The organism is Chitinophaga japonensis (assembly GCF_007830125.1).
Taxonomy (GTDB): Bacteria; Bacteroidota; Bacteroidia; order Chitinophagales; family Chitinophagaceae; genus Chitinophaga; species Chitinophaga japonensis.
The window spans coordinates 220124-232982 of the sequence record NZ_VLLG01000003.1; the positions used below are offsets into that span (position 1 = coordinate 220124).

The 12859-nt window shown below is 49.6% G+C and carries 19 protein-coding genes; 7 read left to right on the forward strand and 12 right to left on the reverse strand.

The genetic code is table 11. The annotated features are described in order from the left end of the window. Window positions 1-25 precede the first annotated feature (25 nt). Window positions 26-1000 (forward strand): DUF1735 domain-containing protein, encoded by a 975-nt coding sequence (locus tag LX66_RS09915; RefSeq protein ID WP_145712546.1) that lies wholly within the window; start codon window positions 26-28, stop codon window positions 998-1000. Window positions 1001-1109: 109 nt separating this feature from the next. Here LX66_RS09915 and LX66_RS09920 read toward each other — a convergent pair whose 3' ends face one another. Next, window positions 1110-2318, reverse strand: a complete 1209-nt coding sequence (locus LX66_RS09920) for a serine hydrolase domain-containing protein (RefSeq protein WP_145712548.1) — start codon at window positions 2316-2318, stop codon at window positions 1110-1112. Between the two features lie 19 nt (window positions 2319-2337). Then, entirely contained in the window at window positions 2338-2997 is a 660-nt protein-coding gene (locus tag LX66_RS09925; RefSeq protein ID WP_145712551.1) for a GIY-YIG nuclease family protein, read from the reverse strand. A 93-nt stretch (window positions 2998-3090) separates the two neighbouring features. On the opposite strand from LX66_RS09925, the gene LX66_RS09930 reads away from it, so the two are divergent. Next, entirely contained in the window at window positions 3091-4434 is a 1344-nt protein-coding gene (locus LX66_RS09930) for an alpha-L-fucosidase (protein WP_145712554.1), read from the forward strand. A gap of 2 nt (window positions 4435-4436) precedes the next feature. On the opposite strand, the gene LX66_RS09935 is transcribed toward LX66_RS09930, so the two are convergent. Further along, a complete protein-coding gene (locus tag LX66_RS09935; protein ID WP_145712557.1) occupies window positions 4437-4898 on the reverse strand; it encodes a VOC family protein in 462 nt (153 codons plus the stop codon). A 177-nt stretch (window positions 4899-5075) separates the two neighbouring features. On the opposite strand from LX66_RS09935, the gene LX66_RS09940 reads away from it, so the two are divergent. The 3 genes from LX66_RS09940 (at window position 5076) to LX66_RS28620 (ending at window position 7039) form a co-directional block, all read left to right on the forward strand. Beyond that, on the forward strand, window positions 5076-6470 hold the full coding sequence (locus LX66_RS09940; protein WP_145712561.1) for a serine hydrolase: 1395 nt from the start codon (window positions 5076-5078) through the stop codon (window positions 6468-6470). A gap of 126 nt (window positions 6471-6596) precedes the next feature. Further along, window positions 6597-6800, forward strand: coding sequence for a 2-oxoisovalerate dehydrogenase (locus LX66_RS09945; protein ID WP_145712564.1), 204 nt, complete (start codon window positions 6597-6599; stop codon window positions 6798-6800). After that, window positions 6797-7039, forward strand: a complete 243-nt coding sequence (locus LX66_RS28620) for a type II toxin-antitoxin system HicA family toxin (RefSeq protein ID WP_145712567.1) — start codon at window positions 6797-6799, stop codon at window positions 7037-7039. The genes LX66_RS09945 and LX66_RS28620 overlap by 4 nt, the downstream gene beginning before the upstream one ends. 103 nt (window positions 7040-7142) lie before the next feature. Here the strand turns inward: LX66_RS28620 and LX66_RS09955 are convergent, their stop codons facing one another. After that, window positions 7143-7556, reverse strand: a complete 414-nt coding sequence (locus LX66_RS09955; protein ID WP_145712570.1) for a VOC family protein — start codon at window positions 7554-7556, stop codon at window positions 7143-7145. 31 nt (window positions 7557-7587) lie between these two features. After that, window positions 7588-7800, reverse strand: a complete 213-nt coding sequence (locus tag LX66_RS09960) for a helix-turn-helix transcriptional regulator (RefSeq protein WP_145712573.1) — start codon at window positions 7798-7800, stop codon at window positions 7588-7590. 183 nt (window positions 7801-7983) lie between these two features. On the opposite strand from LX66_RS09960, the gene LX66_RS09965 reads away from it, so the two are divergent. Further along, a complete protein-coding gene (locus LX66_RS09965) occupies window positions 7984-8241 on the forward strand; it encodes a hypothetical protein (protein ID WP_145712576.1) in 258 nt (85 codons plus the stop codon). A 421-nt stretch (window positions 8242-8662) separates the two neighbouring features. Here the strand turns inward: LX66_RS09965 and LX66_RS09970 are convergent, their stop codons facing one another. Then, entirely contained in the window at window positions 8663-8878 is a 216-nt protein-coding gene (locus LX66_RS09970) for a hypothetical protein (protein ID WP_145712579.1), read from the reverse strand. On the opposite strand from LX66_RS09970, the gene LX66_RS09975 reads away from it, so the two are divergent. Beyond that, entirely contained in the window at window positions 8863-9759 is an 897-nt protein-coding gene (locus tag LX66_RS09975; protein WP_145712582.1) for an aldo/keto reductase, read from the forward strand. The genes LX66_RS09970 and LX66_RS09975 overlap by 16 nt on opposite strands. Here LX66_RS09975 and LX66_RS09980 read toward each other — a convergent pair. The 6 genes from LX66_RS09980 to LX66_RS10005 form a co-directional block, all read right to left on the reverse strand. Further along, on the reverse strand, window positions 9741-10259 hold the full coding sequence (locus LX66_RS09980; RefSeq protein WP_145712585.1) for a hypothetical protein: 519 nt from the start codon (window positions 10257-10259) through the stop codon (window positions 9741-9743). The genes LX66_RS09975 and LX66_RS09980 overlap by 19 nt on opposite strands. A gap of 23 nt (window positions 10260-10282) precedes the next feature. Beyond that, on the reverse strand, window positions 10283-10903 hold the full coding sequence (locus LX66_RS09985) for a hypothetical protein (protein WP_145712588.1): 621 nt from the start codon (window positions 10901-10903) through the stop codon (window positions 10283-10285). Between the two features lie 43 nt (window positions 10904-10946). Beyond that, on the reverse strand, window positions 10947-11564 hold the full coding sequence (locus LX66_RS09990; RefSeq protein ID WP_145712591.1) for a hypothetical protein: 618 nt from the start codon (window positions 11562-11564) through the stop codon (window positions 10947-10949). A gap of 119 nt (window positions 11565-11683) precedes the next feature. After that, entirely contained in the window at window positions 11684-12160 is a 477-nt protein-coding gene (locus tag LX66_RS09995; RefSeq protein WP_145712594.1) for a nucleoside 2-deoxyribosyltransferase domain-containing protein, read from the reverse strand. 29 nt (window positions 12161-12189) lie between these two features. Then, entirely contained in the window at window positions 12190-12519 is a 330-nt protein-coding gene (locus LX66_RS10000; protein ID WP_145712597.1) for a hypothetical protein, read from the reverse strand. Between the two features lie 6 nt (window positions 12520-12525). Next, entirely contained in the window at window positions 12526-12858 is a 333-nt protein-coding gene (locus LX66_RS10005; RefSeq protein WP_145712600.1) for a hypothetical protein, read from the reverse strand. Window position 12859 lies beyond the last annotated feature (1 nt).

The window sequence follows — 12859 nt, forward strand, 5'->3', positions numbered from 1 at the left end:
AGATAATCAGATAAAAAAAGAGCTAATGAAACACATCATAAAGAAAGCATCACTTGCCCTTGTAACGCTGGCGTTCACCTCCTGCCTGAAGGACCACCTGGCAGTGGATCCCGCCCAGTCCAACAACGTGATTGAATTTGCCAATACCGGGTCCATTGCTTCTCCCGCCGGTGCTATTCACCCCAGGTATGCGATAGACCTGGGCAGCCTGGAAGTAGGGCAAAGCGCCCAGTTCAATGTGAACCTGAGCTACTCCGGTCCGGAGGCCACGGCTCCGCAGGATATTACTGTTATCCTGGAAGTGGATGAGGCAGCGGTAGCCGCCTATAATGCGGAACAGGACGGCGTTGACTATACCATGGCGACCGCCGACATGTTTGAGTTCCCGGCCACTGCCGTGATCAAAAAAGGAGAGCAGCGGGCGCAGGTACAGGTAACCTTTACCCGGACCACCGAATTTGACTTTGACCTGAACTATGCCGTGCCCTTAAAGATCGCTTCCGTTTCCTCCGGCATTATCAGCGGCAACTTTGGCATTGCCCTGTATTCAGTAGCCGCCCGCAATGAATATGACGGCGTGTATGAAATGACCGGCACCATGGTAGACGCAACCAGTGCCAGCCTTACCGGCTGGTATCCGCTGGATATGGACCTGGTGACCTATACCGGTAATTCCATCGCTTTATATGATAATGGTAATTATGTGCGTGAGTACGCCCATCCTATCAGGAGCGGCACGGGCGGCTCCTACTATGGCAGCTACAGCCCGGTATTCTTCTTTGATACTGACGGGAATGTGACGGAAGTGGTTAACTACTTCGGCCAGGGCGCCGGCTCCCTGAGCCGCTCTGCCAAACTGGACCCTACCGGCGTGAACAAGATCACGTTTGGTAGCGACGGCAAGATCGCTTCCTTTGAGGTGAGCTACTACCTGGTGCAGGCTGGCGCTGAAAGAACGCATTTTGAAGAGAAATTTACCTATAAAGGTCCAAGAGAATGAGAAACCAGTTTTCTAACTGATGCTCAGGTAAACGCCTGGAAGTCGGTGCAAAGACTTCCTCATAAGCAGATATGCCCCGCCGGAAGGCGGGGCTTTTTTATGGGGGGAACTACCGAACCGCCTGCAGTAACTGCTTCACCATCCCGTCCATGGCTTTGTACTCCAGCCATCTTACCACGGCCACCAGCTCATGCTCCGGGTCTACATACACCATGTTGGTGCCGTTGCCGATATGCACAAAAGCCGTAACCGGCGCGTTGGGAAGCAGTTGATGGTCCGTGTTCAGGAACCAGTTCATATAGCCGTAGGTGGGATGCGCGGGGGTAGGCGTGAGCGCCTGTTGTACCCATTGTTCAGAAAGCAGTTGCCGGCCGTTCCACTTGCCGCGGTGCAGGGTAAGCAGCCCGAAGCGGGCCATGTCATAGGCATTGATGAACATGCCGCCGCCCCAGTGCCCGCCGCCGCTTACGGATTGTACCGGTGCACCGTCCAGCACGATCCAGGCATTGCGGTAACCATACCAGCGCCAGGTGTTGGACGCGCCGATGGGGTCCATGATACGGGTTTTCAGCACCTGCGGCAAAGGCTGCCGCCATACGCAGGTAGCAGCCAGCGCCAGCGCGTTCACTCTCACATCATTGTATTTCCATACGCTGCCGGGCGTATTCCTTTTACGGTGCAGCCATTCCTCCGGGTCATTGCCTGCCGGACGATCTGCCCAGTCGGGCTTGCCCCAGAGGGTGCCTTCCCAGTCGCTGGTTTGCCGCAGCATCACATCCCAGGTAAGGCTGCGGTTATGCGCGCTGGCAAAAGGGTACAGCATCGGGTGGCCGCCCGGCGTCAGCGGGTCATATACTTCTATGGGCGGTATGTAGGGCGCGACGGTATCGTGTACGCTGCGGATCAGGCCCTGGTCTACGGCCACGCCTACCACGGAGGATAAAAAACTTTTGGTCACGCTGTTGGTGATGTCTACCCGAAAAGGCTCGCCCCATTCCGCTACAATATATCCCTTGTACACGATCACGCCGGTAGCGTCACCCCGGTTGGAGAAGGGCCCGATGCCTGCGCTGTATGGCTCTTTGCCAAACTGGATGGCCTGGGTCAGCTCCAGGTTGCGGGGATATTTGGATTCGTTCTCCTGTGCAAAGCGGATGGCCGCCTGCAGTTGTGCCGTGTCCAGTCCCAGTTGTGCCGGTGCGCGGTGCTCCCATTCCCCGCGGGGCGGAAAATAGCCGGCGGTTTTGGAGGGTCGGGACTGGGCAAAAACGGTGAAGGCGCTGCAAAGCAGCAGGGAGAGGAAGAGTATGCGTTTCATTAAGGTAAAGTACAAAATTTCAATACATCTGGTGCTTCAGTATCCGCTTGATCATCTGTACGGTGGTGCGGCTGGTTTGTCCCTTGTATTTTTCCAGCACTTTATTCTCGCTCATACCGGCGCCAAGGTCATTTACAATGTACCACCACTGGCCCAGGAAGGCAGCGTTGGGGGTGCGGTATTGCAGGAGCTTTTTTACGGTGGCAATGATGGTTTTGCTTACCTCGCCGTCGTGCAGTATGAATACTTCGTCGATGCTCAGGCCCAGTTGCAGGTCGTCCGCTATGCGGGAGTAATCGTGCAGGTATTTTTCATTGGCCGCCAGCATCTGCAGCATAGGATTGCTGCTGAAATGCAGCTCCTGGCGCTGTCCGCGGGCATGCCGGCGGGTTTGTACCCGGGCATAGCTGCGGGCAATGTTATCGCAGATAATAAGATCGTCGGGGTGCAGCTCAAACCATTCTCCTTTTACCCGCCGGTGCTGGAATATGGTGTGCAGGTTCTCTTCCAGCTCATCCATGCGGGGGGTAGTGTATTGCCGTACTACGCGGAAAATAATGGGCAGGTGGGTGTGATAGGAAGCCAGCCTTTTCTGCAGATCCTGCGTTTTGCCGATCTTGTAAAGGTTCTTCCCGGTTTTCAGGATGTAGACGGAATGGCCATTTTGCACCTGCTCCATAAGCACGAAAATAAAAATTTTCTCATTGTGACAAAGTATTTTAACCTGAAGCGGTCAATTTTATATCTTGGGTAGCAAACAAGCCATATCACCATGCGTATGCTCCCTTTCTTCCTGCTATGGACATTATTGAACAGCACTACCGCATTCTCGCAGCAAACGGCCAACAAGCCCGAAAGGGAACAATGGTTCATGGATATGGGGCTGGGCATGTTCATTCACTGGAGCGTGGATGTGCAGTTGGGCGCGGTGATCAGCCATTCCATGGCCGGCGCATCTGAACAATACCTGCAGCGCTTCACAACGGAATTACCCCAAACCTTCCATCCAAAAAAATTTGACCCGGAGGAGTGGGCGGTACTGGCAAAGCTGGCGGGTATGCAATACGTAGTGTTCACCGCCAAGCACCACGCCGGGTTTTGCATGTGGGATACGCAGACCACGGATTTTAATGTAATGCACACGCCTTTTAAGCGGGATGCCCTGCAGGCCGTCATCGCGGCTTTCCGCAAACAGGGCATTGCCATTGGCCTGTATTTTTCCCCCGAGGATTTTTACTATTGCTACCAGCACGATATTCCTATTGGCCGGATGCAGCACCCGCAGCATTTTCCCGCCAATAATCCCGGCCTGATGGCTTATGACAAGGCACAGGTAAAAGAGCTGCTGACGCGCTACGGTAAAATAGACATCATCTTTTTTGACGGGCCGGCCGAAGGACTGAAGGAATACGCCTGGGAACTGCAGCCGGATATTGTAGTAACCCGCGGACAGATGAGAACGCCGGAGCAGGAGTTGCCGGACCAGCCGGTGCCCGGGCCCTGGGAGGCCTGCTTTACCATGGGAACGGACTGGCAGTACAAGCCTACCAATGATCCACAGAAATCCGGTACGGAGATCATCAATATGCTGATAGAAACACGGGCCAAAGGTGGCAACCTGCTGCTGAACGTAGGCCCCAAACCCGATGGGGAGATACAAACGGAGCAGGATGCCCTGCTGCGCGAGCTGGCCCTCTGGCACCTGGCCAACCGGGAAGCGGTGGCCGGCATCCGCCCCTGGCACATTATCCGCGAAGGCAACATATGGTTTACCTGCGCAAAGGACAGCAGCGCCGTATATGCCTTTGTGTCCGGCGGCGAGGCCTGGAAATACGGGGAACGTAAGGAGCTGGTGCTGAAAACCCTGCAGGGCAGCAGCCGTACCAAAGTTTCTGTGCTGGGCTTTGGCGGCCAGTTGGTGGAGTACAAAAAGAATTTTGATGCACAGGTATATGTAGAGAATACCCCCATAGGGCTGGTGATCAGCGCGGTGAACGGGCAGCGCTTTTACACCAATAACAAATGGCCCAACCCCGTGGTATTGAAAATAGAGCAGGTGCGATACCGCCCCTATACGGATCACTCAACCCGCGCAGAACTGGAAGGTGCCAAATAGCCCTAGTATTTATCGTCGTTGATCTCTATCCAGTAGCCGTCCGGGTCCTGGATGTAGAGCTGCTTTACGCCATCCACCCGTACATTGAACTGCTGTTTTTCTCCCTTCCAGTTGATGAAGGGTATCTTGCGCTGGTTCAGGCGTACAATAAAATCATCTACAGATGGCACGCTGAAGCACAGGTGCGACCCGCGGTCATGTTCCGTGATCTCCTTTGCGCCTTCGATCAGGTGCAGTTGGCTGTGCCCGCCTATTTTGAACCAGGTATGTTTGCCGTCATGGAAAGGTTCCGGCATGGTATCTATCAGCAGCACATCCCGGTAAAAGGCGGTGCTTTTCTCCAGGTTGTATACGGAGATGGCGATATGGTTCAGTACGGGCTGCTTTTGCTGGGCCTGCGCCTGCAGGGTGGCTCCTGTAATGCCTGCGCAGAGCAGCAGGCCGGTAAGTATCAGCTTGTTCATACGGACAATATACGGAGGGGGAGCGGTAGATGCAAGGAGGTTTATGTGAGCGGATGTCCGGAACCAGACAACGGTGTTCGTATCCGGACATGCCCGGATACGCGGGGCCGCCACTGGAAAGGGATACCGGTATGGCAGCGTTCTTGTGAAGCAAGGGAGTCTTAAAACCAACAGATCATGAGAGGATACTTTACTGTCTTACTGGTGCTTGCAGGGATGCTTTGCCGGTTGTTTTGTTACGGGCAGCACCAGTTGCACGATACCATTGCAGCCAGGCTGCAATCTGCCGTAGCGGCTTTTAAGGATAAGCATCATGCCCCCGGTGTGGTGGTGGGCATTGTGCACGATCACGAAATGATCTTTTCCGAAGCCCTGGGATATACGGACCTGGAGCATAAGACGCCGGTAACGGTAGATTCAAAATTTCCTGTGATGTCCGTCACCAAAACCTTTACCGCTACTATGCTGATGCAGTTAACAGAGCGAGGCGTGGTGCGCCTGGACGATGATGTCCGGAAATATGTGCCGGAATATAAAGTGAGATCGGACTTCCCGGAAACAGCCCCCACCACCTTGTTCCAACTGGCTACTCATACCGCCGGCCTCCCGCGTAACACGCCGGCGGATTACAACTTTACGGTTTCCTGGGACCGGTGGGCACTGGGGGAGCGGAATGACCCGTTTGGCTGGTTTTCTACAGACGAGGAACTGCTGCGGTCATTGCAGTTTATAAAGCTGGAATATCCTCCCTATGATTATATACATCATAATGACCGGCATTATTCCAACCTGGGCTACAGCATCCTGGGAATAGCGCTGCAGCGGGCGGCAAAAGCAGGTTACCGGGAATACATAAGGGAGCATGTTTTCAACCCGCTGGGTATGAAAAACAGCGGTTTCCTGGATAACACGGGGAATGACCCGGTGGCCAGGGGATACCGCTATAATGATGCTATGAAAACTATGGACCGGGTGCCTGCTTTCAGGCCATATGCTGCCTTGTATGCCGGCGGCATTTATTCTACCACCGGGGATATGCTGAAATATATCAGCGGCCAGTTTGAAAATGATGGCGACACCGCAGAAGTGCTGACCCCGCAGAGCAATGCCATGATGCGCTACCTGAAGATTGGCTGGAAGCCAGCTTTCCCATATGTGCTGCACGAAGGGGCTATTCCCGGCTATCGCTGCGTGGTGGTTTTCAATCCCCGCAGCCGCGTGGGCTGGGTAATATTAACGAATGCCGGTGATGTGGATTTTAATGAAATAAACGGGCAGCTCGCCGGTATTGTGAACCCGCTTTATGAGCATCATCCTTCCCCCCGGGATATCAGGAAATATGTGGGCACTTACCGCCTGCCCGGGGGGTATGGCAGCCTGAAGATCTTCCTGGAGCAGGACCAGTTGTATTCCACTTACCTTTTACCCGACAGTCCCCTGGTGGCCGAAGGGGCAGACCGTTTCAAGGCGGAAGGCCGTAACGGGTATAGCATACACTATGAATTTGTAGCGGAAGGTACTGCGATTACGGCGCTTAAACTGGGGCAGTTTGTGTGGTACCGGGAGGAGTGATGCAATGGAGAACTATGCTTCGCTCAGGAGGGCATACGGACAATATACGGAGGGGAGCGGATGTCGGGAGCCGGTATATGTTTGGCGGGAGCAGGATAAAACAATAAATTTGCTAAAATTGAATGTATGGAAGAGTTAATCTTTATGGTGGAGGAAAGCCCGGAAGGTGGTTTTATAGCAAAAGGCCTGGGGGTTTCCATTTATACGCAGGCGGAAACGATAGAAGCGCTGAAAGCAGCCGTAATAGATGCGGTGCATTGTCATTTTGATGATGAAAAGAAGCGGATTATCCGTTTACATATTGTAAGGGAAGAAGTGATTGCGGCATGAGGTTGCCAAGAGACATCAGCGGACACGACCTGATCAAATACCTGAAGCCCTATGGGTATATCGTAACCCGTCAGACCGGTAGCCACATCCGGCTCACTACCGAACAAAATGGGCAACATCACATTACAATACCGGCGCATGACCCCTTGAAAGTCGGTACTTTGTCTGCAATCCTCTCCGATATTGCAGCTCATTTTAATAAAAGCAAGGACCAGTTTTTACAGGAATTGTTTGGTTAATCACGGCCTTTCCCTGTCGGGGATGGTTTAAATAATGTCTACATTACCGCACTTAAGCTGGGGCAGTTTGTATGGTACCGGGAGGAATGATGCGAAGGAGAAGCTACGCTTCGTGCAGCGGATGTCCTATTTCCCAGATATGCCCGAAGGGGTCCTTCAACTTTCCTATTTTCCACGATTCTTCTGTAGTGACCGGGCATATCTGGGTAGCGCCGGCCTCCACTGCCCTGGCGAAAACAGCATCGGGATCGCTAACGGTGAGGATGAGCCGTACCGGGTTTCCGCCAATGCTTTCGGGGCTGTAATTGCCAAATTCCGGCTCCTCGTCACCTACCCAAAATTCAGCGCCTTCAATGAAGAGCTGCGCCATCAGCTTTCCATCCTGCCCATCAAACCGGGCTGCTACAGCCGCGCCGAATGCGGTGGTGTAGAATTCTACTGCGCTGGCGCCGTTCTTTACCGAAAGGAAAGGAAAAAGGGTGGTGGGTATGCCGGGTGGTTTGTTAGTACTGGTCATTTGTAAATGATTTGGGTAGTGATGAACAAGGTTATGAAGGATTGGGCTCCAGCAATTCGCAGACATTTACATCCAGGAACTTTGCGATCTCGTAGAGGTCGGGAATGGCGGGTTGCGTTTTGTTCGTACACCATTTTGAAACTGTATAGATAGACATTTTTAAATGCGCTGCCAGTTCGTTTTGGGTTTTCCCTTTCAGGGCCAGGGTAGCTTTTATCCTGTTGTATCTTAGCTGATTTGCCATAAACACGAATATAGTAAACCCTAAGTAACTGATTTTAAATAAAAACAGTATTATTAATACAAATATTTCAATTTAAAATGATAATATTTGTATTTTAAATGCAAATTGTGCTTATATTCGCTGTGTTGTTTTTTGCATTGACCATGCAACTTATTTATTCATCACCCCCAAAAATGGTAGCATATGTCCAAAACCCGCCACTTCCATATCCTAGGTATCCTGCACGCCAGGATACATGAGCTGCCTGAGAGCTTCAAGGATTTTGTATTAAGCGAATGTCAATGGCAATCTTATGAGTATCATTACTTTATAAAGCATTACCATGCCCACAGCAGGAAAGACCTGAAAACCATACTTACCATAGCTGAGGACCTGGCCCAGGACCTGCAGGCGCTGATAAACCGCTGTAAAAGAAGCGCCGGCCTCTCATCCGTTGATTAACCTCCATTTACAAAGCCGGTACGGCAGGGCGTGCTACCCCTTACCCCCCTCAGGGGAGTGGGGGGAGGGGGTCAGGAACCAAACTGGTTTGGGTAAAAGGTAAACCGGTTTACTTTTTACCCAAACCAGGGGGCTTCCAACATAAACCAGCCCGGTTATTATCCCCAACCAGTTTACCCCGGATACAAACTGAGGGGCTGCAAAAGCAAACCGGTTTGGGTAAAAGATAAACCGGGTGGCTTCCAATCCAGGCCGGTTTGGGTAAAACACAAACTGGTTATGCTTTTACCCAAACCGGGTTATGTTCACAGCCCCCCGGGTTATAAAAAACATAAACCGGCTCAGCCGGTAGCCTGGCCGGTTATGTTGGTAACCCCGGTAGTTATGTTTTTCGCCTACTCAATATCACCCGGCGCTGGTGTTATTTAGGTCTTGCCCTGGCCGGCAAAGCGCTGTCGCAACTGGTGGTATAGGCCGGCAGCACCGGGCACACCAGCTTGGGCGCCGGCCTGGAAGAGACCTCTACGAAGGTCTTGTTGCTGCCATCTATTTTAGGTATGCGCCTTTTCTCCTCGTCCGTAAGGCCGGAGAAAATTGGATTATCCTTTTTAGTTTTGCCGTATGAACTATCACACACTGGGAAGCTCTACTTTAAACATTAGCGAGATCGCTTTCGGCAGTATGTCATTACAAGGCACCGACGCTGCCAATGCCGCTTTAATAGGCCAGGCGCTGGAGGCCGGGATCAACTATTTTGATACGGCAGACCTGTATGACCGCGGACAGAATGAAAGCACGCTCGGCCGCGCCCTGCAGGGCCGGCGTAAGGAGGTGGTCATTGCCACCAAGGTGGGCAACCAGTGGCGGCCTGATGGCAACGGCTGGGACTGGAACCCCCGGAAGGAATATATCCTGTCTGCCGTAGAGGCCAGCCTGCAGCGCCTGCAAACGGATTACATTGACCTGTACCAGTTGCACGGCGGCACCCTGAGCGATCCTATTGACGAAACCATTGAAGCCTTCGAGCAATTACAGCAGCAGGGTAAGATCCGCTATTATGGTATTTCTTCCATCCGGCCCAACGTGATCCGGGAATATGTGAAAAGATCGCGCATCGTCAGCGTAATGATGCAATACAGCCTGCTGGACAGGCGGCCGGAGGAAAGTTGCCTGCCCTTGTTGCAGCAGCACAACATCGGCGTGCTGGCCCGCGGCAGTGTAGCGAAGGGATTGCTGGTGAATAAGCCTGCTGCTGCTTATCTTAATTATACTTCCCAGGAAGTGTCACAGGCAGCAAATTTGGTAAAGGCTGTATCCAATGCACAGCGGGGGCCGGCGCAAACGGCACTGCGCTTTGTATTACAGCAGCCGGCCATTACGGCGGCCGTGGTGGGCATCCGTACGCCGGAGCAATTACAGGATGCCCTGGCTGCGGTGAGTGCCCCGGAGCTGTCAGCGGAGGAAATGGAAAGGTTGCGCGGTGCGGTGGAGGTGAATTATTATGAGGCGCATAGGTAGGGGGCGCTTTCAAACACGCTTTTCACGGAATAGTTACCAAACCTGACTTTATCGCCGGCGAGTGGCAGTAGTTTTTTGATATATGGAGCATAGTCTATTTTGTGCTTCCGGCATTCCTGCATCAGATTATTGAAATATACCAGCTCGTCCCGGGCATCAGGCATCAGGTCCCGCATGATGAAAAGGGCCAGCGCTAGTAATAAATTCTTATGATCGGCCGCTATTTCATCGATTGTAGGTATCAGGTAGCCGTTTAATTTGCGGGTGGTACGAATGTAGCAGGCTACTTCTGGTATGTTCCTGTAATGTTCTTTTTCCAGGTATTCGTTTATGGCCTGTTTTATATGTAAAAGTTCTTCCTTTACTTTTTCTCTATATGCCAATTCTATAACGCTTAGTTTTTCTGTCCAGTTGGGATCGTTGAAATCTACAGCAGGCGCGGGGTAGCCTTTTGTTATTTTTTCGTCGATAAGCGTGATTTGGGATTGGATGTATGTCATGGGGGCTTACTTTCTTAACCTGTTTATGTAAGGATCTGTTGTAATTCCTTGAAAGCTTTTTTTTGCAGGATAGCATCTTCGCTCATTAAGCCTTTGATGATGTGCTGGTATGGCTCTTGTTTAAGGTCTATTTCGGAGTCCAGTGAGTTTATCCTAAATAATGCCTTAGCTGCTTCTGCTCGTACATATTCATCTTCATCCCGTTCAGCGAACACCAGCAGCTTTTGCCGGGCTAGTTCCCTGTCAGGTAAATTTTTGATATAGTCAATGATTTGCAGCCTCTCCGCTGTAAACTTCAGGAAAAGATCTTCCTCGAAAACTTTCAGGTAAATAGGATCGTTTGTAAGAGACCATAGATCTTTAGCCAGCGAAAATTTTGTAAGCGCCCTGGGGTTAAATATACCAGACTGGAACTTTTGAAAGGTAGCGATCAGACTTTCAATGATCTTTTCATCTGCCAGGTAGACCAGTGGCTGTATGGTGCTTAAATCTCCCTTTAACAAGGAGGACTGTAATAGCTCTTTTGCCTGGGTTAATTCGTCGAGCTGCATGTCCTTGAACATGCGTAAATCGTAGCCCTCTGCTTTTTGTCTACCTTGGGCATTGTGTTGTTGAAGGAAATTTTCAAAAGATACAGCATTCATATAGGTTGTATAACATGAATGATAGTAATTTGGATAGTTGTTTCTAATGCTTATTGGTTGCTAACAGCCGAACTTCCTTTAGTGCGGCCGCCCTCGTTTCCGGATTTTCGTTAGATAATCTTCGTAGCAAATCGTGCAGCGGATCACCGAATTGTACATCCGTCTCTCTTGTGAGTATCTTAAGATTATACAATAAACCTTTCCCTGCTTGGAACCGCATAGGCTGATAAGATTCCTGATTTATGATAGCCATGTATCGCTCATCAGGAACGGTTTGTGGCGGTAACTGTAAATAGGTTGATATTAAGGTTAGTTTGTCAGTATTGTTTTGTGGTCCAAAATCTTTAAGGATGACATTCAAATAGTCATTGTCATTGGTAGCTTCCCATAGTAATTTTGCCAGTTTTATTTTAAGGATATTGTCATTGCCCGTTTGGTCGTATATAGTTTTAATTGTCTGAACTGCCTTATCAGTTCTTAGTGCCGCTAGCGCTTCCAGTCCGGTCAGATCATTTGACAAGGTTATTTTAACCAGGATATTTTCAACCTGTTGCTTTTCCTGTTCAGAAAGTTGATTGATTAATGATGTGGGGATACCGTCGGCTTTAAGTTTTCCGGTAGCGTTAACAATAGCTAGTATTTGATTTAATGCATCAGTCATTGTTATGGCTGGTATTATATTTTTATATATGTTATTGGGTTTTTGCCTTCCAGAATTGGCTTTTCAAATTCTTTCCAAATTGCTCCTTCGTGTTTTATTATCGTATCTACTGGCATTTATTATTGCGTTAACAAGAAGTTTAAATGGCTTATTATCTCCTGGACGTTGTCGAACATCGGTATGTCATACCTGCGGCAAATAATATCCACATTTCCTTTTCTCCAAAATTCCGGTGCACAGGAAACAAGCAGTTTTCCACTTGTTGCATATAGTCCTAATTCCAATAATGTTACAGGAGCGAGTGATGAGGCTTCAAAACGCATCACGATATAGTCTGCTGCTTCCAGAGCATTTAACTCCCAATTTACTTGTTGATGAAATTGGGGATTGTCTGCATGGGGTGGGGTGGAGCTATTCCAATCTTCTCTCCGTGGATTAAAGATATTAACGTTTTTAAGTGCTTCATATGCCTGTATTTGGTTGATAAAATCAGCTTGCCATTTGTTTGCTTTCCCCATATCTATTGAACCTGCCAGGAAAATGGAAGGCAGACCTGTGTCTCTGTTGGCGATGTCTGCAGGGGAGATGTAGTGCATAATTTTTTCGCTTGCTGGAAATCCTTTAGTTATGGATAGAGCCGTATATCTATCTTCTGGTAGTTTTTAAAATAAGATTCTATCCTTTCAAATATTATGGCTTTCTCTTCATCTGTAATTGTTGTTCCATCATCCCTTTTTTTTATACTATCGGTAAACAAAATATTGTCACGTATCTGTATGTCGCATATAAAAGCACGGTCGCCTTGTTGATAGAAAAGATGTTCTCCGCGTTGTATAATTCTGATTTTATAGCCTGCTGTTTTATTATCTTCTATCATCGGAGCAACTGTTCTGTCATTCTTTAATTCTTGAATGAACTCAAACTGCAGTTTTTTTGCGTCAATTTTGTAAATCATTGTGGATTATTCTTTGTAGACCGTCAGATCGTTTTTATAAGCTATTTTATAAAAGTGGATGATCTTTGCTAATATCTGATCTTTTTCTTCTTCTGATATTTTATCGCCATTATCCCACTGCTTTATTGTTTTGGGATTAATCAGGGAATATCTTGCCGATATTTCGCAAAGGAGTCCTTTATCATTTTCCTGAAAGAACAGCAGCTCTCCCCTGGCGATGATCAGCATGCCATATTTGTCAGTTCCATCGGTAAATCTGTGGACCCCGTCAATGTTGGCTTTTAATTCCTTTATTTGCGCTTGCTCACTTTTGTTCATTTGAATAGCATCTTTTATCACA

Coding starts and splice junctions, on each gene's coding strand:
- LX66_RS09915 (WP_145712546.1), top strand. CDS start 26: ATGAAACACATCATAAAGAAAGCATCACTTGCCCTTGTAACGCTGGCG.
- LX66_RS09920 (WP_145712548.1), bottom strand. CDS start 2,318: ATGAAACGCATACTCTTCCTCTCCCTGCTGCTTTGCAGCGCCTTCACC.
- LX66_RS09925 (WP_145712551.1), bottom strand. CDS start 2,997: ATGGAGCAGGTGCAAAATGGCCATTCCGTCTACATCCTGAAAACCGGG.
- LX66_RS09930 (WP_145712554.1), top strand. CDS start 3,091: ATGCGTATGCTCCCTTTCTTCCTGCTATGGACATTATTGAACAGCACT.
- LX66_RS09935 (WP_145712557.1), bottom strand. CDS start 4,898: ATGAACAAGCTGATACTTACCGGCCTGCTGCTCTGCGCAGGCATTACA.
- LX66_RS09940 (WP_145712561.1), top strand. CDS start 5,076: ATGAGAGGATACTTTACTGTCTTACTGGTGCTTGCAGGGATGCTTTGC.
- LX66_RS09945 (WP_145712564.1), top strand. CDS start 6,597: ATGGAAGAGTTAATCTTTATGGTGGAGGAAAGCCCGGAAGGTGGTTTT.
- LX66_RS28620 (WP_145712567.1), top strand. CDS start 6,797: ATGAGGTTGCCAAGAGACATCAGCGGACACGACCTGATCAAATACCTG.
- LX66_RS09955 (WP_145712570.1), bottom strand. CDS start 7,556: ATGACCAGTACTAACAAACCACCCGGCATACCCACCACCCTTTTTCCT.
- LX66_RS09960 (WP_145712573.1), bottom strand. CDS start 7,800: ATGGCAAATCAGCTAAGATACAACAGGATAAAAGCTACCCTGGCCCTG.
- LX66_RS09965 (WP_145712576.1), top strand. CDS start 7,984: ATGTCCAAAACCCGCCACTTCCATATCCTAGGTATCCTGCACGCCAGG.
- LX66_RS09975 (WP_145712582.1), top strand. CDS start 8,863: ATGAACTATCACACACTGGGAAGCTCTACTTTAAACATTAGCGAGATC.
- LX66_RS09980 (WP_145712585.1), bottom strand. CDS start 10,259: ATGACATACATCCAATCCCAAATCACGCTTATCGACGAAAAAATAACA.
- LX66_RS09985 (WP_145712588.1), bottom strand. CDS start 10,903: ATGAATGCTGTATCTTTTGAAAATTTCCTTCAACAACACAATGCCCAA.
- LX66_RS09990 (WP_145712591.1), bottom strand. CDS start 11,564: ATGACTGATGCATTAAATCAAATACTAGCTATTGTTAACGCTACCGGA.
- LX66_RS09995 (WP_145712594.1), bottom strand. CDS start 12,160: ATGCACTACATCTCCCCTGCAGACATCGCCAACAGAGACACAGGTCTG.
- LX66_RS10000 (WP_145712597.1), bottom strand. CDS start 12,519: ATGATTTACAAAATTGACGCAAAAAAACTGCAGTTTGAGTTCATTCAA.